General features: G+C 38.8%; 19 protein-coding genes. 4 read left to right on the top strand and 15 right to left on the bottom strand.

Going from position 1 to position 22509, the window contains the following annotated elements:
* Positions 1 to 273: 273 nt before the first annotated feature.
* The 15 genes from R2S57_RS24630 to ubiE form a co-directional block, all read right to left on the bottom strand.
* Positions 274 to 2175 carry an amidophosphoribosyltransferase gene (locus tag R2S57_RS24630; RefSeq protein ID WP_316847577.1) on the bottom strand — a complete coding sequence of 634 codons (1902 nt, stop codon included), beginning with the start codon at positions 2173 to 2175 and terminating at the stop codon, positions 274 to 276.
* A gap of 447 nt (positions 2176 to 2622) precedes the next feature.
* Complete coding sequence (gene murI, locus R2S57_RS24625; protein WP_316847576.1) at positions 2623 to 3441, bottom strand: glutamate racemase; 819 nt, start codon at positions 3439 to 3441, stop codon at positions 2623 to 2625.
* A 229-nt stretch (positions 3442 to 3670) separates the two neighbouring features.
* A complete protein-coding gene (locus tag R2S57_RS24620; RefSeq protein WP_316847575.1) occupies positions 3671 to 4249 on the bottom strand; it encodes an OmpH family outer membrane protein in 579 nt (192 codons plus the stop codon).
* 62 nt (positions 4250 to 4311) lie between these two features.
* Complete coding sequence (locus R2S57_RS24615; protein WP_316847574.1) at positions 4312 to 4842, bottom strand: OmpH family outer membrane protein; 531 nt, start codon at positions 4840 to 4842, stop codon at positions 4312 to 4314.
* Positions 4843 to 5000: 158 nt separating this feature from the next.
* Positions 5001 to 5975 carry a hypothetical protein gene (locus tag R2S57_RS24610; protein ID WP_316847573.1) on the bottom strand — a complete coding sequence of 325 codons (975 nt, stop codon included), beginning with the start codon at positions 5973 to 5975 and terminating at the stop codon, positions 5001 to 5003.
* Positions 5976 to 6267: 292 nt separating this feature from the next.
* Positions 6268 to 8811, bottom strand: a complete 2544-nt coding sequence (gene bamA / locus R2S57_RS24605; RefSeq protein ID WP_316847572.1) for an outer membrane protein assembly factor BamA — start codon at positions 8809 to 8811, stop codon at positions 6268 to 6270.
* Positions 8812 to 8963: 152 nt separating this feature from the next.
* Positions 8964 to 9704, bottom strand: a complete 741-nt coding sequence (locus R2S57_RS24600) for an isoprenyl transferase (protein ID WP_316847571.1) — start codon at positions 9702 to 9704, stop codon at positions 8964 to 8966.
* A 19-nt stretch (positions 9705 to 9723) separates the two neighbouring features.
* Entirely contained in the window at positions 9724 to 10521 is a 798-nt protein-coding gene (locus R2S57_RS24595) for a DUF6089 family protein (protein ID WP_316847570.1), read from the bottom strand.
* Between the two features lie 2 nt (positions 10522 to 10523).
* Entirely contained in the window at positions 10524 to 11405 is an 882-nt protein-coding gene (locus R2S57_RS24590) for an NAD kinase (protein WP_316847569.1), read from the bottom strand.
* Positions 11406 to 11414: 9 nt separating this feature from the next.
* On the bottom strand, positions 11415 to 12077 hold the full coding sequence (locus tag R2S57_RS24585) for a CBS domain-containing protein (RefSeq protein WP_316847568.1): 663 nt from the start codon (positions 12075 to 12077) through the stop codon (positions 11415 to 11417).
* A complete protein-coding gene (locus tag R2S57_RS24580; RefSeq protein ID WP_316847567.1) occupies positions 12077 to 12841 on the bottom strand; it encodes an alpha/beta hydrolase in 765 nt (254 codons plus the stop codon). Before R2S57_RS24580 ends, R2S57_RS24585 begins: the two co-directional genes overlap by 1 nt.
* A gap of 183 nt (positions 12842 to 13024) precedes the next feature.
* Complete coding sequence (locus R2S57_RS24575; protein WP_316847566.1) at positions 13025 to 13471, bottom strand: GatB/YqeY domain-containing protein; 447 nt, start codon at positions 13469 to 13471, stop codon at positions 13025 to 13027.
* 99 nt (positions 13472 to 13570) lie between these two features.
* Positions 13571 to 14332, bottom strand: coding sequence for an SDR family NAD(P)-dependent oxidoreductase (locus R2S57_RS24570; protein WP_316847565.1), 762 nt, complete (start codon positions 14330 to 14332; stop codon positions 13571 to 13573).
* Between the two features lie 91 nt (positions 14333 to 14423).
* Positions 14424 to 15224, bottom strand: a complete 801-nt coding sequence (locus tag R2S57_RS24565) for an outer membrane beta-barrel protein (RefSeq protein WP_316847564.1) — start codon at positions 15222 to 15224, stop codon at positions 14424 to 14426.
* Complete coding sequence (gene ubiE / locus R2S57_RS24560; protein ID WP_316847563.1) at positions 15221 to 15952, bottom strand: bifunctional demethylmenaquinone methyltransferase/2-methoxy-6-polyprenyl-1,4-benzoquinol methylase UbiE; 732 nt, start codon at positions 15950 to 15952, stop codon at positions 15221 to 15223. Before ubiE ends, R2S57_RS24565 begins: the two co-directional genes overlap by 4 nt.
* A 166-nt stretch (positions 15953 to 16118) precedes the next feature.
* On the opposite strand from ubiE, the gene yihA reads away from it, so the two are divergent.
* The 4 genes from yihA (at position 16119) to R2S57_RS24540 (ending at position 22507) form a co-directional block, all read left to right on the top strand.
* Positions 16119 to 16742: a ribosome biogenesis GTP-binding protein YihA/YsxC gene (gene yihA, locus R2S57_RS24555; protein WP_316847562.1), complete on the top strand. Its 624-nt coding sequence runs from the start codon at positions 16119 to 16121 to the stop codon at positions 16740 to 16742.
* 109 nt (positions 16743 to 16851) lie between these two features.
* Entirely contained in the window at positions 16852 to 17709 is an 858-nt protein-coding gene (locus R2S57_RS24550) for a UbiA-like polyprenyltransferase (RefSeq protein ID WP_316847561.1), read from the top strand.
* Between the two features lie 92 nt (positions 17710 to 17801).
* On the top strand, positions 17802 to 19508 hold the full coding sequence (locus tag R2S57_RS24545) for a M3 family oligoendopeptidase (protein WP_316847560.1): 1707 nt from the start codon (positions 17802 to 17804) through the stop codon (positions 19506 to 19508).
* Positions 19509 to 20083: 575 nt separating this feature from the next.
* Positions 20084 to 22507: an outer membrane beta-barrel protein gene (locus R2S57_RS24540; protein ID WP_316847559.1), complete on the top strand. Its 2424-nt coding sequence runs from the start codon at positions 20084 to 20086 to the stop codon at positions 22505 to 22507.
* The last annotated feature ends 2 nt before the right edge of the window (positions 22508 to 22509 follow it).

Genomic DNA, 22509 nt, shown 5'->3' with positions numbered 1-22509 from the left:
TACGAAGCAATCTTACAACGATCGCTACTAGCATGCGCTTTAGGATTGCCTGCCTGCAGCAGGCAGGCTTCGTACCTCGCATCCGATAGCTATCGGATGACGACCGCTTTACTGGAGCCTGTCAATGGTAGCGTAGTCGAAGGGCTGTTTTCTTAATATGAAACTAACCAATTTGTGCCTTTGTGTAATGGCAGCAAAAAATAGGCAAAAAAAAATAGCCCATATCGATATGGGCTATTTGTTATTCAAGTCCCCTTCAGGGGATTTAGGGGTTTAATACGCCCTTTGGTTATTTCCTTCTTTCCAGTTAACGAAAGCTTTATTTACCACTTTATTACCTCCAGGGGTTGGGTAATTTCCTGAGAAATACCAATCGCCCTTGTTTTTCGGACAAGCCTCGTGCAAGTTCTCCAAACTCTGGTAAATCACTTCCACCTCTGCAACAGTACCTTTAGGGGTAATAATCTGTGCAATTTTGGCCGAAATTTCTTCAGGTGTAAAAGGTTTATAAATATCTTTAACGTGGTTTACAATTTCCTCTTTTGGTAAAAGCAACGAAGCTTTACATTTGGTGTAAACATCTTCAATTACCTGCCACATGCCGCGTTCGGTAAGCAACTGGATAGCTGCATCGAAAGCTACAAACTGGCCCATCCGGCTCATGTCGATACCATAACAATCAGGGTAACGGATCTGAGGTGCAGAAGAAACAATAATAATTTTCTTCGGATGTAAACGGTCTACAATTTTAATGATACTCTGCTTAAGCGTGGTACCACGAACGATTGAATCGTCTAATGCCACTAAAGTATCCTGGTGGTTGTTGATAATACCATAAGTAGTATCGTAAACGTGGGCCACCATTTCGCTACGGTCGGCATCCTGAGTAATGAATGTTCTCAGTTTTACATCCTTAACCGCCAGTTTTTCAACCCTTGGTGCCAGCGATAACAGCGCCTCGAGCTGCTCATCGGTTAAGGTTTCTTTTTTATGTAAAAGGATATCCTTCTGGTGCCTGCGCACATATTGCTGTACACCATCAACCATTCCAAAGAAGGCTACTTCTGCGGTATTCGGGATAAAGGAGAATACCGTATTTTTCAAATCGTAATTAACGGCCTGAAGGATTTTATCGCTCAATAAACGGCCTAACTGTTTACGTTCGCGGTAAATCTCCACATCACTTCCCTTAGAGAAATAGATGCGTTCGAAAGAACATGATAATCTTTCGGTAGGCTCGCGGAACTGCTCCATGCTCACCTCGCCGTTTTTCTTGATGATTAAAGCATGACCTGGATCGATCTCTTTAACATCTTTAAACTGGATATTAAATGCTGTTTGTAAAGCTGGTCTTTCGGAAGCCGCTACAACGATCTCATCATCATAATAATAATACGCCGGACGGATACCTGCCGGATCGCGCATAATGAACGAATCGCCATTACCCACCATACCACAGATCGAGTAACCTCCATCCCAGGTTTTGGCCGAGCGGCGAAGGATGTTCGCAATATCTAAGTTATCAGATATTTTGTGCGTAATCGCCACATTGTCGTGCCCTTCTTTTTTGTACTGATCGAAAAGCTCCTGGTTTTCATCATCTAAAAAGTGACCGATTTTTTCCAATACCGTAACGGTATCTGCTTTTTCTTTTGGATGTTGACCTAACTCGTACAATTGCTCTAATAACTCATCAACATTGGTCATGTTGAAGTTACCTGCAATTACCAGGTTACGCGTCATCCAGTTGTTTTGCCTTAAAAAAGGGTGGCAATTTTCGATACTGTTTTTACCATGCGTACCATAACGCAAATGGCCCATTAACACCTCGCCGATAAAGCTTACGTTGTTTTTGAGCCATTCTGTATCCTGCATTAATTCAGGAGTGTTTTCTTGGATATCGACAAATTTGTTCTGCACATATTCGAAGATATCAGCTACCGCATTAGATGCCATGCTCCGGTATCGGCTGATGTACCTACTGCCCGGTTTCATATCCAGCTTAATGGTAGCGATACCTGCGCCATCCTGGCCCCGGTTATGCTGTTTTTCCATTAAAAGGTATAATTTGTTAAGGCCGTAAAGTGCTGTACCGTACTTTTGCTGGTAGTAAGAAAGTGGTTTTAACAGGCGAATAAAAGCGATTCCGCATTCGTGTTTTATCTGATCACTCATTGTGTGGGTTTGAAGCCGCAAAGTTATCCTTTTAAACCATTACAACCTAAACAAAAATGCTTTCTTTTATTATGATGAGTTTAAACTGACAGATATGCTGATACTGCGGCCAGTTATCCCCAAACTCCAATCAGCCCTTCTAATTAATCCAGATATACCTAAACGACTGGCAGAGTTAGTGTAAAGTTTACACACTCGTTTGAAATACAGTTGGCGGTTGGCAATTTGCAGTTGTCAGTTAGCAATCCACCTTAACCAAGAGTTAAACAATTAACCGCTTTCAGTTGACAGTTCAACAATCCCTCCTGATCAACAGTTAACCAGTTAACCGATTTCAATTTACAGTCGGCAATTGGCAGTTTTCAGGTAATAATTTCAACAATTTAGTCATCAAGCAATTCACCACCATACACGATTAACCAATTTAAACAGTTAACCGATTAACCATCATTCCATTTTACCCGATTCCACGGCTTCTCCAAAAAATATAGAGGCGTGTGCATCAAAAGCCAGGGGATCGCCACTGGTATAGAAATGCCTTTCTCCTTGTTTGGCCAGTTTTTCTTCGATCTCCGGATGTCTTGTTAAATAATCGACCAAACTCTCGGCAACGATCTCGCCCTGCGTTAAAACGTTGATATGATCAGGAAATACCTTTTTAAGTTTAGGCATCAATAAGGGATAATGTGTGCAGGCCAATAACACACAATCGATTTCTTTTGATTGGCTCAATAACTGATCACAGTACTCATTTATAAAAAAATCTGCACCTGATTGTAAGTGTTCGTTGTTTTCGATCAAGGGTACCCACATCGGACAGCTTTGCTGGTAAACTTTGATCTCAGGAAAAAACTTATTGATTTCTAAAAGATAAGACTGAGAATTAACCGTACCCCTGGTTCCCATTACGCCAACCTGTTTCGTACTGGTATAGGCATCTATAACCTCTGCAGTGGGCCTGATTACCCCTAACACCCTCCTATCGGGATACTTTGCCGGAAGATCTCTTTGCTGGATCGTTCTAAGCGCTTTTGCTGAGGCGGTGTTACAGGCAAGGATAACCAAACGGCATCCCTTTGCAAAAAGCCATTCAACGCATTCTAAAGTATATTTATAAATGGTATCAAACGAATGATCGCCATAAGGCGAACGGGCATTATCGCCCAGATAGATATAATTGTAACCGGGCAGTTTATCGGCAATAGAACGGAATACCGTTAAACCACCGTAACCTGAATCGAAAATACCTATGGGTGATGACTGCATGGTGTTGGAAAATTATTGATAAATATTGCAAAGTTGAATCGTTATAACGGTCGTCTTCCTGAACTTGTTTCAGGATCTTCCTAACAAAAATGCCAGACATTAAAGATGCTGATCCCGAAACTTCGGTACAGCATGACGAATTGCTTAAACAAAAAAGCGGAACTAAGTTAAACTTAATTCCGCAATATTGTGTTACCTGACTTGAGACTAAGGACTCAAGACTGAAAGACTATTTCTTAGGTGCAGCTGGTTTTGCAGCAGTTGCAGAAATCCCTAATTTAGTTTTTACCGAAGCAGTAATATCATCACCACCCTCCCAGAAAACTAAATTGTTACCACCTTGTCCGTTTGCGATATCGAAAACGTAAGCCAGGCCTTTTTCTTTAGCTACAGCAGAAATTGCAGTGGCAACTTTAGCCTGGATAGGTTGGAACAATTCGCCTTGTTTAGTACCTATATCTTGTGAAGCTTTAGTACGGGCATCAGTGATACGTTTTTCTAAATCCTGTAATTCCTGACCAGCAACTTGTAATTCTTTACCTACAGTTTCTTTGTTGGCTTCGCTCAAAGTTTTTTCTTTAGCCTGAGCTGCTGCCAATTTTCCCTGATATTCTTTGATCATTGCATCAATATCAGCTTGTTTTTGTTTACCTAAGGTCTCTAAAGTTCCTTGAGCTGCTTTAGCCTCTGGTAAATTTGCAAATACCTCTTCAGAATTAATGTGACCCAATTTTTGTTGTGCACTTGCCATATTCGCTGTAAACAATAAACCTGCTGTTACAAAGAATACGTTAATTAACTTTCTCATCGTTCTATTTTACTTTTTTTATTTTTTCTAATTGTTTTTTCTAAAAATCAGGGGCGAATATACTAATTATTTACAGTCCCTGGCTTGTAACCTAATTTTACAATTACATCATTACTAACATCGTAACTGCTGCTTGCATAAATCATCATGGTAGCTTCACTGCTCTTGTCGAAAATAAAATCTAAGTACTTAGATTTTGCAATTTGTTTAATTGCTTCGGCCACTTTATCCTGAATGGGTTTAATTAGTTTGCTCCTGCTCTGGAAAAGATCGCCATCAGGGCCAAACTTCGAACGCTGAAATTCTTTGGCCTGTTTTTCTTTTTCAATGATTTCGTTTTCACGGCGTTTGCGCATATCATCAGTTAATAAAACCTGATCTGCCTGATAAGCCTTGTACATCCTGTCGATTTCAGAAAAGTTCTGATCAACCTGTTGCTGCCATTGTTTTGAGGCAACATCCAACTGACTGAGTGCGGATTTATATTCTGGCAAATGTTTCAAAATATATTCCGTGTCTACATAAGCAAACTTCTGTGCGAAGGCACCGAAAGAAGTGCAAAGTAGGAATGCGATAAAAAGATACTTCTTCATTTGTGTGTGTGTTAATGATACTTTAATAACCTAAGCTTTCTTTAAACTCCGCTTTTAATATTTTATTGTACTAAACTTAATTTTCACAAAGATACTATCAAATAGCAAAAGCCCAAGTAAACTTGGGCTTTTAACTTTTTTTAACAAAAATTTAATTATTAATTTATAACTATCGAATGTACAAAAGATTGAGTAGGGTCATTATAGCCTACTTTATAATTCCAATTAATCGTTAAATCTTGTGTATGCTCTAAATTAAAAGCAATATAAAAATTTGTATCAGTTGCTGGTCCAGAAGGGGCTCCTCCATTGGTTATACCATCAATTCTGCCCCATGCCAATTGAGAGTCTCTCCATGATTTACCTCCAAATGCACCTCCTTTTCTAAACACTTCTCCTCTCATGATCACGTTATATGAAGTATTTACAAAATTAACCTGGCCTGTTATTTCACAATGAGCTCTTTCTGGTCTTCCTGTCGACTCAAACTCTTGTGAACGATGGTACCTAATTCCCTGAAATGATCCATTAACAAATGTTGTTTCGCCGGAAGTAGTTACTTCTCCATCAGGATTAATAACAGATACCTTGCCGCCTGACTTCGCATTTACAGCATTTCTGCCTAAACCAGCTTTAACTGGAATTTCAATCATTTTGTAATTCGCACTAACGTCGTGTGATTTAACTTTTTCATTATTTTCAAAATAACTAGCATTTTTTAAGATATCACTATATAAATTAAAATCTTCATTATTAATTAAGTATTCATTATTACCATTTAAAAGAAAAATTTTACCTCCGATGATTACGGATGCATCACTATTCAATAATCGTGCAAATACAGGATCTGCGACATACACTTTTGGTTGTTTACCTTCTGCGGTATCTAATGCCAAACTTTTGATACCATAGTGGCTGATAATTCCATCTACCTCCTTTAGCGGTAGTTTGTGAAATTTAGAAATCGTTTGATCAAATTCTTGTTGAGATTTAAAATTCAACATTCCATTTTTTACTGAGACAGTTTCATTTTCATCGACAGAAACTTCACCTGCATTCTTTTTGCATGAATTTAGTGTCGCTAAAGAAAAGCTTGCTAACAGGAAGGTTAGCGCTACGTTTTTTGTTTTCATAGATTATTTTATATATGAAGCAAACATAGCCATGTAATATTAAAAATACAACTAAAAAAATAGTAATACAATAAAAAATATATTAATTAACTGTAACACAACGAATATAAATTATACTTCATTTAATGTTTAGTTTTACAAAACCAATCTGCCTAAGTTATTTTAACTGATTAAAATGCTTTCACAAAATTTTAAAAAACATACCCACAGCAGTGAAGTGGCTGATATCAAAAAAATTGGGCAAAAAAAAAGGTGTTCCAAAGAACACCTTTTTTAAAAGTTATTTTTTTTTTTAAAATCCACCTAATTGTTGTGCGATACTAAAAGTAAAGTTTTGCTTTCCGCCATCTGCTACTCCAGGGATCCTATCAAATGCATGACCGTAATCGATACCCAACAAACCAAATATTGGCAAGAAGATACGTGCACCTACCCCAACTGATCTTCTCACGTTAAAAGGATTAAAGTCGCCAAACCTGTTCCAGGTATTACCAGCCTCAGCAAAGGCCAAAACGAAGGCTGTAGCTTGCTGACTCGCAATAACCGGATAACGCGCCTCTAATACGTATTTTGTATAAATTGGGCTTCCTGATTGTTGTGCAATTGCTGGATCAGAACCATTTGGAATAACAGTATTGTTTGCATAACCACGCATTGCAATTAATTCAGACCCCTGTAAGAAATCGAATCCCTGCATACCATCACCACCCAATTTGAAACGCTCGAATGCTGATTGGCCAACTGCTTTGCTATACTGACCTAAGAAACCAAATTGTGCTTGTGCTTTAATAACTAAGTTACCGGCAACACGTTGGTACCATTGTGAATCGAATTTCCATTTATGGTACTCAGTAAAGCGGTATTTCTCTCTATCAGATGCAGTAGCATAGTTTGTTTTATTAAACAATGAATATGGTGGCGTTGCCTGAATTGTGAAACGTAAGAACGAGCCTGATTTAGGGAAGATTGGCGAATCTCTCGAATCGCGGCTAATCTCCTGCGATAAGCTTAAATTATAAGAAGTACCATTTCTAAATAAATATCCATCATAATTATTTAAAATGTACTGTTGCATACTCACTGAGTGGGTTAACTGAAAATAGTTATCTGGCCAGTTTAATCTTCTACCTAAACTTACGGTTACCCCATTTAAACGGATTTTTTGAAATAACGCATCCCCATTACTCAATCCATTAGACTGTAATGATGTAAATGCACTCACCCCAAAACTTACCGGTTTCTCGCCACCAAACCAAGGTTGAGAGAATGAGAAACTATATGATTGGTAATATTTACCGTTGGTTTGTCCACGTAAGCTTAATTTCTGGCCATCTCCTTTTGGTAATGGTTTGTAAGCTTTTAGGTTGAACAGGTTACGTAACGAGAAGTTATTGAAAGTTAAACCTAATGTACCAATGATACGGCCACCACCAAAACCACCTGATAACTCAATCTGATCTGAAGGTTTTTCTTCTACTGCATACTCGATATCTACAGTACCATCTGCCGGATTAGGACGAGGTGTAGGAACCGTTTTAGATTCGTCGAAATTACCCAACTGACCAATTTCACGGATGGTACGGATTAAATCACTTTTGTTAAATTTCTGTCCCGGTTTGGTACGGATCTCACGCAACACCACTTTATCGTTGGTGATGGTATTTCCTTTTAAGGTAATGCGGTTGTTGGTGTACTGCGGTCCTTCGTACATGCGTAATTCCACATCAACAGTATCGCCGTAAATTTTGGTCTGTACAGGATCGATGTTAAAAGTTAAGTATCCATTATCGGTATACATACTGTTAATGTCGCCACCATTTTCGCCACCGCCATTTAATTTTTTGTTTAATCTTTCCTCACTAAAAACATCACCTTTTTCGATGGTTAATACTTTCTGTAAAATACTATCGGGATAAATGGCATTACCTGCCCAGCTAATATTACCGAAATAATATTTTTTCCCTTCGTAAAGATCCATCCTGATGTTTACCTTTTTCTTGTTGTACTGATAAATGGTGTCCTTTAACAATTCAGCATCACGGTAACCTTTTTCATGCATTTTAGCAATCATTTTTACCTTGTTCTCTTCGTATTTTTCTTTCGCGAATTTTCCAGAACCCCAAAAACGCCACCATGCAAACTGCTTAGGGCTTTTCAGGTATTTTCTGAGTTTTGCCGCTTTAAAATCTTTGTTTCCGGTAAAATCGATGTGTTGTACTTTAACGCGGTGACCTTTATTGATATTTGCTTCTAATACTACACTGTTTTCTGCGTTTGGATCTTTACGTGTTTTGTAATCGATCTGTGTGAAGAAAAAGCCTTTATCCAACAAGTATTTTTTAACAATGGCCGAAGTGGTATTGTATAAGTTATCATTTACGATTTTACCCGTTTTATCATTTAGCTTTTCCTGAATGGCTGTTTTTTCTGATTTACGGATACCTTTTAAATCGATAGAGCTCAAACGCGGACGTTCTACAACTTCAATTTCAAAATAAACCGAATCCTGAACAAACTTTTCGATATTAAGTTTAACATCATCAAACAATCCCTGTGCCCAAAGCGTTTTAATTGCATCAGAAGTTGCCTCACCAGGAAGCACGATTTTGTCGCCTTTGCTTAATTTAGATAAGGTAATTAATACTTCTTTATCTAAATATTGGGTTCCTGTTACCGTGGTACCGCCAATGATATATTCTTTTGGACTAAAATAATCGAGATCTAAGCCACCAACCTTTAAAGAAGGGGTTACCGGTGCCTGACCTTGTGGACGTACTTGAGCGAAGGCCGGAGCGGCTAAAACTAGTAGAATTAAAACTTGAAATATTCTTTTCATTAAAATAATTTGTTCAGTAATGGCCACGAAGGTAACAATGTTTTATAAAGCAAAATTTTCTTTATTCTGTTTCCCTTATTATGGTTTCATTTATCGTATAAAAGTGGTGCTAAGTTAGTTTAAACGCTTGTTAAAAAGTGTTAAAAGAAAAATTAGTTTAATTGTTCACTAATTTTACCAAAACGGCGTTCGCGTTTTTGATAGTCTACAATAGCCTCAAAAAGATCTTCCCGTCTGAAATCCGGCCATAAAACATCGGTAAAATAAAACTCGGTATAAGCCATTTGCCAAAGCAGATAATTGCTGATCCGGTGTTCGCCACTTGTTCTGATCATCAGTTCGGGATCGGGTATATTTACGGTTGTTAGTTTCGACGAAAACAGGTTTTCATCGATATCATCCAAAGAAATGGTATTGTCTTTTACAGCTGACGCAATTTTTTTGGCGGCCTCTAAAATCTCCCATTTCGCACTATAACTTAACGCAAGGGTTAAGGTACATTTTTCGTTATGGGCCGTTTTAGCCATGGCTTCTTTTAGATCATCAATACATTCTTGGGGTAATGACGCAATGTTGCCAATCGCATTTAGCTTAATATTATTTTTATTAAGTGTTTCGGTTTCTTTGTTGATGGTAGAAATCAGAATCTGCATCAAAGCGTCTACTTCTTCTTTAGGTCTGTTCCAATTCTCAGTAGAAAAGGCATATAGTGTTAAGTATTCGATACCCACTTCTACACAACCTTCCACAATGTCTTTTACCGAAAGTACACCTTGTTCGTGACCGAAAACGCGCACTTTACCCTGGCCTTTTGCCCATCTTCCATTCCCATCCATGATTACGGCAATGTGCTTTGGCAGGCGGCTATAGTCTATTTGTTCTTTAAATCCCATTAATTATGTCAAAATCAGCTTAAAAGGAATAGCATTTTGAGGATACAAAGGTAAAAGATATGCCAACACTAACAAATAGATAAGTGTCCCTTTTTCGAAAATCGCCTCTTTGAGTGCCCGGTTGTCCGATTTGATAACGGGAAGGATCGGATAAATTAACCTGATTTTGGTCATTTCCCACGAAAACAGGATTAACCGGATAGCGGCCACTTACATCATCGATATAATCGGTAAGTGGTGTTCTGTAACCAATTTCGGAGAAAACACTCCAGGTATCTTTATAATTATATCTCAATCCAACTCCATATGGAATGGTTAAAACGGCATTTTTGTACCCATTCTCCTGACCTTCGGTACCCAATCGATCTAGGCGGTACCGTTCGCCATCCACTTTTACGGTTGGCTTAAAAATAACCAGGCCCGCCCCAGTAAACAGATAAGGTGTAAACCGTCGGTTGCCACCACCAATATTAAAGTTGAAAAAATTAAAATCAATCAATCCGCTAAATTCGTTCAACATCGTTTTAAAGCGCAGGTTCCTTTCCCGAAACTGCTCATTGCTCGAATAAGAATCGTCGGCCTTTATCTGTCCGTAAGTATAATTTAAACGTACACCCAGATATTGGTTAAAGTTGCGCTTTACGTAAAGCCCACCTGATAAACCGCTTATCTGCAAAGGATTGTTCTGGTTGAGATCACCCATATAACCCGCAACACCACCCATCACACCAAGCTCCCAGGTCCCCTCTTGTGCATGAACAACCTGGCTACCAGAAATAAAAAAGAAGATGAGTAATAAGAGTTTGTTTGGCGTCATACTTAGTAGTTACGGGTATCAATGCCCCATAATAATTTATTCCTTAACGTGTTTAAGTAAGTTTCATTGTTAAGGCGGATAAGATTTACACAGAAATCTGCTTTTTTTATACTAATTTTTACCGATCGCTCTACCGTTACCGTGCGGCTATCGCAAGAAACCAGAAATTTTGATTCCCTTGCTTCTACTTCAAAAGAAAGTTTGTTGCTATCTGATACCACTACTGGCCTAACGTTTAAGTTATGTGGTGCAATAGGTGTAATGACAAAATTTTCAGAATCCGGATAAATAATCGGTCCACCGCAGCTTAATGAGTAAGCGGTAGATCCCGTTGGGGTGGCAATAATCAATCCATCAGCCCAATATGAATTGATAAATTCATCGTTCATCGAGGCGTGGATAATCATCATGGCCGAATTGTCGCGACGGTGGATGGTAATATCGTTTAAAGCAAAGTTTTCTTCACCAAACAGGCCGTTATCAGATTCCAGAATTAATAGGGAGCGGCTATCTAAAGTATATTCCTCATTAATTAAGGCATGCAAGGCTGATCCGATTTCGTTTTTATTGATACTGGCCAGGAAACCCAAACGGCCGAAATTGATCCCGATTACGGGTATGCCCGAATTGCGGATTAACGATAAAGTATCTAATAAAGTTCCATCACCACCCAGGCTCAACAATACATCAGCACGTTCTTTTAATTCGGCATGGTTATGAAAAATAATGGTATTGGCTGGCAGTTTTATTTTGCCATGAAGCGAGGTTTTAAATTTTGAATATAAAACAGGCTGAATATGGTGTTCTGCTAAATGATCAAAAACCTCTTGAACGTAGGGCAAAACCGTATCATTAAAATCTCTCCCGTAAATTGCAATCCTCATAAAGTAGGTTTATACATTTAAATAGTTCATGAACGAATCGTAACGCTCCTGCGACCCATCATCAATCTGTGTGTTATTGTATACTTCTTTCACCAGATAATCATATCTTTCGAAAGAAGCTACCAATGAAGTAATTTCTGTTTTGTTTACTTTTAATGTTACCTCTAAGCGGGTAGAATCTTCGAAAGCATTAACATAAGAAGAAAGGATCTGTGCGTTATCGGCTTCAACAATCTGAGCGATATGTGCCAGTGAATTATCGCGGTTACTGATCTCCAGCACGATAATTCCACCCGGCTCGTTTACCGCATACTGTTCAGCTACAGCGCTTACCATATTATTGATGCTAATCGAACCCAGGTAGTTTTTCTGTTGATCTAAAACCGGAACAACAGTTAGTTTGAGCTGGCTCATTAACCTGATTACATCGTAAGTGTGTGCATTGCTTAGGATAAAAACATGAAGCAAGTGTACTGCGGCATCACTTAAAAGTGTATCGTGACCGGCGATGTTTAATAAATCATCTTCAGAAACCAAACCCAACAAGGTAACCTCGTTAACAACCGGCAAATGCTTTAGTTTAAAATCGTTCATACGATCTAAAGCCTTTTGCACCGTGTCATCGGTCCTCAATGATGGAATTGCATCTGATATGATTTCTGCAGCAAACATTATTTCAACAATATTCTATCTAAAAATTTCTCTAAATATGCATTAAATGCTGCGGGATGCTCCATCATAGGCGCATGTCCGCATTTATCTACCCAGTTTAGTTCAGAGTTGGGCAACAACTGGTGAAACTCTTCTGCCACTTCTGGCGGGGTAACTTTATCGTTCTTTCCCCAAATCAGCGAAACAGGTATGGTAATTTTAGACAGTTCTTTGGCCATGTTGTGGCGGATGGCCGATTTCGCCATGGTTAAGATCCTGATTACCCTCGATCTGTCGTTAACTGTTTTAAAAACGTCATCAACAAGCTCTTTGGTTGCCGTTGCCGGATCGTAAAAAGTAAATTCTACTTTTTCCTTAATATAATCGTAACTCTCTCTACGCGGGAAAGAACCACCAAAAGCATTTTCATATAAACCAGAACTACCGGTTAGTACCAGGGCTTTAACAAACTCCTGGTGTGCAACGGTAAATACCAGACCTACGTGACCGCCAAGCGAATTGCCCACAAGCACCACCTGATTCAGATTTTTATATTTCAAAAAGCGATGAAGGTATCTCGAAAGTGCCTTTACGCCCAATGTTAAAATAGGCAGATCGTAAATGGGTAAAATCGGAATAATTACACGATAGCGATCTTTAAACTGCTCAATAACCAGCTCCCAGTTGCTTAGTTCGCCCATTAGGCCGTGCAGCAATACCAGTGTCTCGCCTGTTCCAGCTTCGATGTATTTAAATCCGTCTTCTTCTATTATCGGGTAAGTCATATATATTCTAGATGGTATTGTGCTACTAAGTTAGTAGAGTAAAATTAAATTTATGCATTTCTATGCCATTTTTCTGAAATAAAACCGAAAACGGTATAAAAACTTTATTTGTAATGCGTAGAGGGGTAAGCGGCTGGCGATAAATTGCCTTCAACCTTTCTACCCTCCTACCTTTTACCTCATTTAAGCTAGTTTTTCCTTAACAATCTCGGCAATTAATTTACCATCGGCTTTACCCGCCAGTTCTTTGTTTGCCATGCCCATTACCTTACCCATATCCTTAACCGATGTAGCGCCAGATTGTTTGATTACGGCTTCGATAATTGCTGCTACCTCTACCCTATCCAATTGTTTAGGTAAAAATTGGTTAATTACTTCAATTTCTTCTTCCTCAACCTGATATAAGTCTTCGCGGTTTTGCTGTTTGTAAATATCAGCAGATTCACGGCGTTGTTTAATCAGTTTCTGAAGGATTTTAAGCTCAGTTTCTTCTGTAATTTCTTCAGTAGAACCTTTTTCGGTTTTAGCCAAAAGTAAGGCGGCTTTTATAGCCCTTAAACCTCTTAACTGTGCACTGTTTTTAGCCAACATGGCTTTTTTTATTTCCTGATCTATTGTAGTTGATATCATTTTTAACCCCAAACCCCTAAAGGGGCTTTCCTTTCATTAGTTTAAAATAAAAATTATTTTGTTATTTCCCTCCCAATCTTATGTTCCCCCTTCAGGGGGCTAGGGGGTTTTATTTATAATTGTAGCTGTAGCCTGTGCTGTTGGCATAATCAGCATATCGTTAATGTTAACATGTTTTGGCCTGCTTACCACATACCAGATGGCATCAGCAATGTCATCGGCAATTAAAGGTTCAAAATTTTCGTACACCTTTTTTGCACGGTCTTCATCACCTTTAAAACGCACCACCGAAAACTCGGTCTCTACCATACCCGGATTAATTGCCGTTACTTTTATACCATGGGTAAGCAGATCAATACGCATACCTTTGGTTAAAGCATCAACAGCATATTTACTTGCACAATATACGTTTCCATTTGGATAAACTTCCTTTCCGGCAATAGATCCGATATTAATAATATGACCTGATTGGTGTGGGATCATCCAATTGGAAACAATTTTGGTTACATAAAGCAAACCTTTTACGTTGGTATCAATCATGGTGTCCCAATCGTTTGTATCGCCTTTATCAATCGGATCCAACCCCTGACTTAAGCCTGCATTGTTTACCAGTACGTCGATCTTTTTCCATTCTGCCGGTAATACTTCTAAAGCGGCTGTAAGGCTATCTTTATCACGCACATCAGCAAAAACCTGTTTAATGGTAATGGCATATTTATCTTCCAGATGATGGGCAATTTTAGCCAGACGGTCTTCTCTTCGGGCCAATAAAACCAAATGATAACCTTGTTGCGCAAACGTATGTGCACAAGCTTCGCCAATACCAGAAGTTGCACCTGTAATTAATGCTATTTTAGACATCTTTATGAATTTTAAGTCGCGATAAATCTGTAAGACAAAATCCTTTCGATTTACCTGCTCTTGCAAAGGTAAGTTTTTTTGGTTTGCAGGACTATTGAAAAATTAAACTGAATGTTAATTGACGTAATTTCAACTTATCTATCGGATTGGCATAGGCCGTATCATCATGCTGAAGCAAATCATTTTTCGAATAAGAAAGCTTAATCTCGGGCGACATTTTAAAATATTCGAAGTAAATATCGAAGCCGATGCCCGTTTCGTAAGACAGGTAATTTCTCTTGTTTTTTAACAGTTTGTTTACTGCTGTTTCGCCATCATCGAAGGTTTTCTTTTTAGAGGCAATGTCTATCGAGTATTTTGCTCCTCCCAACCAATATACCCGAAGGTCTTTAAAGCGGTCGGATTTTACTTTTATGCCCAATGGAAATTCGAACATGGTGGCCTGAACTTTTCGCTCTACTACCGATTGAAAGTTCTTGGTTTGCCCGTTACCTACATTAATCGGCGCCATTGGCTCATACTCGTAGGTTACAGATCTATCGCTAAAAATAAGAGATGGTGTTGCACGGATATCAAAATTTTCGGACAGATTTCTATTCATTACAAAGCCCAGTCCAAAACCCTGCGAGGGTACGCTTGAAATAGAATTTAATGTTGAAGTAACGGGAACACCCGAATTTGGGTCGTAAGAAACGCCCAAAGAATTTGGCACCTCATAAAAGGGTGATCGCCAATTGGCCTTTTTTAATATTTTGTATTCGGCAGATATGTATTGAAAATTAAAACCAAAACTCCAGTCTTCATCATCAATTCCACCGCCCCAGTTTTGAGCAAAGGCCGTGGTAGAAATAGCGAAGAGAGAAAGAATGAGGCTTAATTTTCTGATGATCATTTGGTTCCTATATATATCGAACTTATTCCAAACGTTAAAATTCTTTGTTTGGTACTTTTAAAGCCAACTTTTTCCATCAGATTGGTGAAATCTTCTCCATCTGGAAAAGCAGCCACCGATTCGGGCAAATAAGTATAAGCCCTATGGTCTTTAGAAAATAGTTTCCCAAAGAAAGGCGTTACCCTTTTAAAGTAAAAACTGTACAATTGTTTAACCGGAAAAACTTTAGGTTTCGAAAACTCCAGCACCACCATTTTACCGTTGGGTTTTAACACCCTGTACATATCGGTTAATCCCTTTTCAAGGTTTTCGAAATTACGCACGCCATAGGCACAGGTAATGGCATCAAAAGTATTATCCTCAAAGTGCAAACCTTCCGAATCACCTACCTGAACCGTAAAAACTTCGTTCAAACTACGTTCGTTGATTTTCTTTTTGGCTACCTCCAGCATGCCTTCAGAAATATCTACACCGATCACCTTTTCGGGCTGAAGTTTTTTAATCGCCTCGAAAGCAAAATCGCCGGTGCCCGTAGCTACATCAAGCAAAGTTCTTGGATGGATGGAAACCAGCTCTTTGATCGCTTTTTTACGCCACAATACATCAATCCCCAAAGAAAGGAAATGATTTAAAAAATCGTAGGTGCCAGAAATGTTGTTGAACATGGTTGCAACCTGCTCTTTTTTAGTTGCGTCGTCTACTTGGTATGGGGTGATATTCTGATTCATGATATGTGGCAAAGATAGAGAAAAGTCGGGAGTCTTTAGTCCGGAGTCCAAAGTCTTTGCTGCAAAGTATTCAGTGTATTGTCAAAAATCAGTTTTAAAAAGATGATCAATTTGGACTTCTGACTTCCGACTTCGGACTTCGGACTCAAAACCCTACCTTTGTACCATGATTATCAAAACGGCAACATTTGTTTGCAGCAACACCCAGATTTCGGCCCTGCCGGTACCAACAATGCCCGAATACGCATTTATCGGCCGCTCTAATGTGGGTAAATCTTCATTGATCAATATGTTGGTTAATCAACATGGATTGGCCAAAACCTCACAACGCCCTGGTAAAACCCAGCTGATCAACCACTTTCTGATTAATGAGAAGTGGTATATCGTCGATTTACCGGGTTATGGTTACGCAAAGGTTTCGAAAACCAGCAGAGAGAAATGGGAAAAGTTTATCCGTGCCTACATTACCAAAAGAGAAAGTCTGCAATGTGTTTTTGTTTTAATAGATAGCCGTTTAGAGCCTCAGGGAATTGATATTGAATTTTGCTATTGGTTAGGGGAAAAACAGATTCCTTTTTCGTTAATCTTTACCAAAGCCGATAAACAGGGCATGACAACCACCCAGAAAAATGTAGCCTCGTTTAAGAAAAAGCTAGGTGAGTTTTTTGAAGAGATTCCTGCCACCTTTATTTCTTCTGCAGAAAAAGGAACCGGAAAAGATGAGGTTTTAAACTTCATTTATGAGGTGAATAAAGATTTTGTTGTACCAACAGATTATAAGAAGTTTTAGACAGTTTTCAGTTCGCAGTGTACAATTTTCAGTTTAACTTTAAAAAATCTGTGTTATCAAATAATCTGTGTAATCATCCCCTACGGGAAATTAATCAGTTCTAAAAAAAATGAAAAAATACTTTTCACTCGTATTATTCGCCCACTCTGTTTTTGCGTTGCCTTTCGCCATGATTGGTTTCTTTTTGGGCGTAACCACCACAGAAAACCCATTTTCGTGGTATAAACTGATTTTGGTTTTGCTCTGCATGGTTTTTGCCCGTAACTCGGCCATGGCCTTTAACCGTTACCTCGATAGAAATATCGATGCGAAAAACCCACGCACCCAAATGCGCGATATCCCAGCCGGTAAAGTTTCGGCAAATGAAGCCTTGATCTTTGTAATCGCCAATTGCGTACTTTTTGCCATTACGACTTATTTTATTAATCCACTGTGTTTCTATCTATCGCCGATAGCTTTATTTGTGGTTTTATTTTATAGTTATACCAAAAGGTTTACCGCACTTTGCCATTTGGTATTGGGCCTCGGCCTATCCCTTGCCCCTATTGGTGCATACATTGCCGTAACCGGACATTTTGCATTGGTTCCTGTACTATATTCTTTAACCGTATTGTTCTGGGTGAGTGGATTTGATATTATTTATGCGCTACAGGATGAAGAATTCGACCGTGAGGAAAAATTACACTCCATCCCATCCGCACTTGGCATTAAAAATGCTTTAAATGTTTCAGTGCTCTTGCATATCCTTTCGGCTACTTGCGTAATACTGCCGGTGTTTTTTACATCCTTTAGTTGGGTATATTACGTAGGTATTGTGTTTTTCTGTTCGATGTTGGTTTATCAGCATTTACTGGTAAAACCGAACGACATCAGTAAAGTAAACCGGGCTTTTCAAACCTTAAACGGTTATGCATCGGTGGTATTTGCAGCATGTTTTTTAATAGACGCATATTTGAGACATAAATAAAAATGACAGAATGATTGAGTTTTAAATGACTGAATGAAAACCATTCTCTCATTCTCTCATTCCATCATTCTCTCATTCAATAATTAAATACTATGATTATAACGAAAAAACCCAGAACATATATCCCTCAGGAATTAACCATTACCTGGGAAAGCTTAGCACCACTTTTCACCGAACTGCAAAACCGTGAAATAAGTAGCGCAGCTGAATTAGAACAATGGTTAAAAGACCGTTCTGAGCTTGAGGCCGCTTTGGAAGAAGATTTTGCCTGGAGGTATATTAAAATGAGCTGCGACACGGCAAACGAAGAACTGGTTAAAAACTTCCAATACTTTGCCACAGAAATTGAACCGAAAATTTCTCCGTTAGCCAATGAATTGAACAAGAAGTTTGTCGAAAGTCCGTTTATGGAGGATCTTGACAAAGAGAAATATTTTGTTTACAGCCGCGCGATTAAAAAAGCATTAGAGCTATACCGCGATGAAAATATCGAGCTGTTTACCGAATTACAGGTGAAACAACAGAAATACCAAAGCACTACCGGCGCAATGAGTGTGGAGCTAAACGGTCAGGAATATACCCTGGAGCAAGCTTCTATATTCATCAAAGATTTAAACCGTGAAGTACGCGAAAATGCCTGGAAAACCATCCAGCAACGCCGCTTAATAGATAAGGATGATTTAAACATGCTTTTTGATGAGCTTATTAAATTGCGTACCCAGGTAGCTTTAAACGCTGGTTTTGAGAACTACCGCGATTATATGTTCCAGGCTTTGGGCCGTTTTGATTATACCCCGCAGGATTGTTACGATTTTGCCAATGCCATCGAAAAAGAGATTGTGCCGATTTTAAAAGAACAAGCCGAAAAACGCCGCGAAGCTTTAGGTCTTGAGGTATTAAAACCCTGGGATTTAGAAGTGAGCATAAGCGGCAAACCCGCTTTAAAACCTTTTAACAATGGCGAAGAACTGATTGATAAAAGTATTGCCTGTTTTAACGCCATTGATCAAAAATTAGGCGAAAAATTGGCTACCATGAAAGCCAATAACCTTTTTGATGTTGAAAGCAGAAAAGGCAAGGCACCTGGTGGTTATAACTATCCTTTAGCCGAAACCGGAGCGCCGTTTATATTCATGAACTCAGCAAACTCATTGCGTGATTTAACCACTATGGTTCATGAAGGCGGACATGCGGTGCATACTTTTTTAACTGCAAATTTAGAGTTAAACGATTTTAAACACTGTCCATCTGAAGTTGCTGAACTGGCTTCAATGAGCATGGAGTTGATCTCTATGGACAATTGGGATGTTTATTTCGACAATGCAGAAGATTTAAACCGTGCCAAAAAAGAGCAATTGGCTGATGTTTTAAAAACTTTGCCCTGGGTTGCTGTGATCGACCAGTTTCAACATTGGATCTATACCAACCCTAACCATACCGCTGCCGACAGGGAAGAAACCTTTAAACAGATTTTTAACCGTTTTGGTGCAGGTTTTGCCGATTGGACAGATTTAGAACAACAATTTGGAAACGGATGGCAAAAACAACTGCATTTGTTCGAAGTACCTTTTTATTATATCGAATATGCGATTGCCCAGTTAGGCGCCATCGCTGTTTGGAAAAATTATAAAGAAAACCCTGAAAAGGCTTTAGAACAATATCTGGCTGCACTTGCTTTGGGTTATACCAAACCGATGAACGAGATATATGAAACCGCAGGCATCAAATTTGATTTCAGCGCCGAATATGTAAAAGAACTGGCCAGTTTTGTGAAAGCTGAGCTGGAGAAATTAGGTTAGCTAGAAGGTTTGAAGGTGGAGGGCTGGAAGGCTTTTCCCTCACAGTTAAATAAATGAAAGTCGTGGCAAAATACCACGACTTTTTTGTTTGGTGAAAGTTTGCCACGGAGGATAATTTTTAATGTCATGCTGAGGCACGAAGCATCTGAACCCTATGAAACAGATGCTTCGTGCCTCAGCATGACAGCATGTTCAGGGTTGCCGTGTGCAAAAAACGCTGTGTTCATCCTTACTTCCCTGCCCAGACATTCGGACATCTAAATACAGAAGATACGCATATTGTAAAGACTCTTCGACTCCGCTCAGCGTGACAAACCATGAAGAATTCGTCTAAATTATTCTTTGGTTTCTGCACCTCCGTGGCCAGTATTATTACGGTAGCTTCAACTTAGCTATAGATATGCACCATCATATGAGTTTTGGGCAATAATGAACCATTGAACTAAACGAATGTAAAAAAATGTTAATTGGGTTAAACATTGTTAAAATACAAGGGTTAATGCACCTAATGATTTAGTTTCGTTCTAATTCTTAATCAGATAAGAGGAAAACTAATCATCAGCTCCCTAATTAAAATGAAAATATTTGCTCCGTATTTTGTACTCTCCCTGTTATTTTTAAATGTAGTTTCTGCGCAGACTACAAGAATTCACATTACAGGCACAGTAATGAATAAAAATGGCGTTAAAGTCTCCGCTAGCCTCAAATTTACCAGTTTGGCAGATACTGCTTTTATTAAAATAGTTACTTCTGATAATGAAGGGAAGTATATGTTGGCAAACTTCCCGGCAAATAAATTCACCGTAGAGGTGAAGGCTGTAGGTTATCGACCTTTAAAAGAAATACACGAAGCTTTTACGGGCAAAACCAGTCTCGATTTAAGCTTCAGCCTGGAGCCTGGTGTAAAAGAACTCGAAAGTGTTGTGGTAGCTGCGCGGAAAGCATTAATAGAGCGCCATAACGACAAAACAGTAATGAATGTAGAAAACAGCATTGTTTCTACCGGAAATACTGCCCTCGAAGTGCTTGCTAAAATGCCAGGTGTATCCGTTAATCAGGATGGGATCATCAGCATAAAGGGAAAGTCAGGTGCAAATGTGCTCATCGATGGAAAATCGACTTATTTATCTGCCGAACAGTTGGCTATCAGATTGCGATCTTTAAATAGCAATGAAATAAAAACGATTGAACTGATAACCAGCCCTTCTTCCAAATATGATGCTGAAGGAAACGCAGGTCTGCTCAACATCAGGTTAAAAAAGAACGCCAGTTACGGCACCAATGGAAACATCGATTTAGATTTTGGTTATGGCAAGAATCCAAAAAGCGATGCCGGAATATCTATTAACCACCGGAACAAAAACCTGAACATCTTTGGCAGTTTCGCCAACAACAACAATAAAGCTACCGAAAACCTGGATATTTTAAGGGTAGTAAATGGCAGTGATCAAAATACTTATTTCCATCAATCGAATACGCAAACAAGATCTACACATAACAACAATTATAAAGCTGGGATTGATTATTTCATCAACGATAAAAACACTTTGGGTTTCCTCACCACAGGTTACTTTAACAATGGTCATGATGCATCTAACGGCCTAACCGCTATTGGCCGAAGTTTTGCACAGGTGGATTCATCGATTGTTGCTGATAATCCAGCACAGAATAAATACCGCAATCAGGCTTATAACCTCAATTACAAAAGTGTAATCGATACTTTAGGCCAGGAGTTATCGATCGATTTAGATTATGCGAAATACCACAGTGAAGAAAATACCATTTACCAGAACTCCTTTTTCGATCAAAATGGTTCAATGTATAAATCACCTGCCATTTTTCGAAATGCCACCCCTTCTTTTATCACAATTAAAGCTGCGAAAATTGATTATGCACTTCCGCTAAACACCACTACTAAATTAGCTGTAGGTTTAAAAAGCAGTTGGGTAAATACAGATAATGATTTTCAATTCGAAAACCTGATCGGAACAGATTGGAAGAATGATGTGGGCAGAAGCAACCATTTTATTTACGACGAAAACATCAATGCTGCTTATGCTACACTAAAGCACGAGTTTAAGTCGACCAGTGTAGAAATTGGCTTGAGAACCGAACAAACCAACTCTAAGGGCAACTCCATTAGCGACAATAAGATTGTAAAGCGCAGTTACTTTGATTTTTTCCCAAGTTTTAACATCAACCAAACTTTAAATCCCAATCATGAAATCGGTTTTTCATACAATAGAAGGATAGACCGGCCTGATTATAAATCACTTAATCCTTTTGTTTATTTTGTTGATCTATATACTTTTAGTCAGGGGAATCCTTTTCTTAACCCGCAGTATACCAATACTTTTCAACTCGCCTATAATTATAAAAAAACATTGAATATTTCATTGGGTTACAGCATTACCAACAACTTAATCCTCGATGTTTTGCTGCCTGAAAATGAGAAGAAGACCTTATATCAAACCGTCAAAAACCTCGATAAACAATATGCCTACGATTTAACGATCGGCTACCCTACAACCATTACCAAATTCTGGAGCATGGACAATACGTTTACCAGCACCTATAACCAGATCAAAACCGCAAACCTGGGTGATTTCGTATACGACAGAAAGAAAGTGAATTTTACATTAAACAGTAGTCACACTTTTACCCTGAGCCCCTCAGCATCAGCAGAGCTTTCAGGAGAATATGCATCCTCGCAGATTTATGGCACCTATGCCATTAAGCCCTATTATGGAATAGATTTTGGAATCAAGAAATCATTCTTCGATAAGAAACTCAATGTTAAACTTGCAGCCAATGATGTTTTCGATAACAGAAAAGCAAGAATCAGCAGTGCGCTTTCGGGTTTAGATTATAACCTAACCCAAAAACAAGAAAGCAGGGTTTACAGGTTAAGCCTCAATTATATTTTTGGCAGCAGCAGTATTAAGGGCACCCGCCAGCGGAAAACCAGTGTAACGGATGAGGAAGGCCGGATTAAATGATA

The sequence above is a fragment of the Pedobacter psychrodurus genome, assembly GCF_032678585.1.
GTDB classification, from domain to species: domain Bacteria; phylum Bacteroidota; class Bacteroidia; order Sphingobacteriales; family Sphingobacteriaceae; genus Pedobacter; species Pedobacter psychrodurus_A.
Note: the sequence above shows the minus strand (reverse complement) of the source record. Positions and strands in the feature narration are given on the sequence as shown.

What these genes read in the sequence shown, in the direction of transcription:
- R2S57_RS24595 (WP_316847570.1), bottom strand. Translation starts at nt 10,521, where the DNA reads ATGACGCCAAACAAACTCTTATTACTCATCTTCTTTTTTATTTCTGGT.
- R2S57_RS24580 (WP_316847567.1), bottom strand. Translation starts at nt 12,841, where the DNA reads ATGACTTACCCGATAATAGAAGAAGACGGATTTAAATACATCGAAGCT.
- R2S57_RS24575 (WP_316847566.1), bottom strand. Translation starts at nt 13,471, where the DNA reads ATGATATCAACTACAATAGATCAGGAAATAAAAAAAGCCATGTTGGCT.
- murI (WP_316847576.1), bottom strand. Translation starts at nt 3,441, where the DNA reads ATGCAGTCATCACCCATAGGTATTTTCGATTCAGGTTACGGTGGTTTA.
- R2S57_RS24565 (WP_316847564.1), bottom strand. Translation starts at nt 15,224, where the DNA reads ATGATCATCAGAAAATTAAGCCTCATTCTTTCTCTCTTCGCTATTTCT.
- R2S57_RS24550 (WP_316847561.1), top strand. Translation starts at nt 16,852, where the DNA reads ATGAAAAAATACTTTTCACTCGTATTATTCGCCCACTCTGTTTTTGCG.
- R2S57_RS24545 (WP_316847560.1), top strand. Translation starts at nt 17,802, where the DNA reads ATGATTATAACGAAAAAACCCAGAACATATATCCCTCAGGAATTAACC.
- R2S57_RS24620 (WP_316847575.1), bottom strand. Translation starts at nt 4,249, where the DNA reads ATGAGAAAGTTAATTAACGTATTCTTTGTAACAGCAGGTTTATTGTTT.
- R2S57_RS24610 (WP_316847573.1), bottom strand. Translation starts at nt 5,975, where the DNA reads ATGAAAACAAAAAACGTAGCGCTAACCTTCCTGTTAGCAAGCTTTTCT.
- R2S57_RS24585 (WP_316847568.1), bottom strand. Translation starts at nt 12,077, where the DNA reads ATGTTTGCTGCAGAAATCATATCAGATGCAATTCCATCATTGAGGACC.
- yihA (WP_316847562.1), top strand. Translation starts at nt 16,119, where the DNA reads ATGATTATCAAAACGGCAACATTTGTTTGCAGCAACACCCAGATTTCG.
- ubiE (WP_316847563.1), bottom strand. Translation starts at nt 15,952, where the DNA reads ATGAATCAGAATATCACCCCATACCAAGTAGACGACGCAACTAAAAAA.
- R2S57_RS24590 (WP_316847569.1), bottom strand. Translation starts at nt 11,405, where the DNA reads ATGAGGATTGCAATTTACGGGAGAGATTTTAATGATACGGTTTTGCCC.
- bamA (WP_316847572.1), bottom strand. Translation starts at nt 8,811, where the DNA reads ATGAAAAGAATATTTCAAGTTTTAATTCTACTAGTTTTAGCCGCTCCG.
- R2S57_RS24600 (WP_316847571.1), bottom strand. Translation starts at nt 9,704, where the DNA reads ATGGGATTTAAAGAACAAATAGACTATAGCCGCCTGCCAAAGCACATT.
- R2S57_RS24570 (WP_316847565.1), bottom strand. Translation starts at nt 14,332, where the DNA reads ATGTCTAAAATAGCATTAATTACAGGTGCAACTTCTGGTATTGGCGAA.
- R2S57_RS24630 (WP_316847577.1), bottom strand. Translation starts at nt 2,175, where the DNA reads ATGAGTGATCAGATAAAACACGAATGCGGAATCGCTTTTATTCGCCTG.
- R2S57_RS24615 (WP_316847574.1), bottom strand. Translation starts at nt 4,842, where the DNA reads ATGAAGAAGTATCTTTTTATCGCATTCCTACTTTGCACTTCTTTCGGT.
- R2S57_RS24540 (WP_316847559.1), top strand. Translation starts at nt 20,084, where the DNA reads ATGAAAATATTTGCTCCGTATTTTGTACTCTCCCTGTTATTTTTAAAT.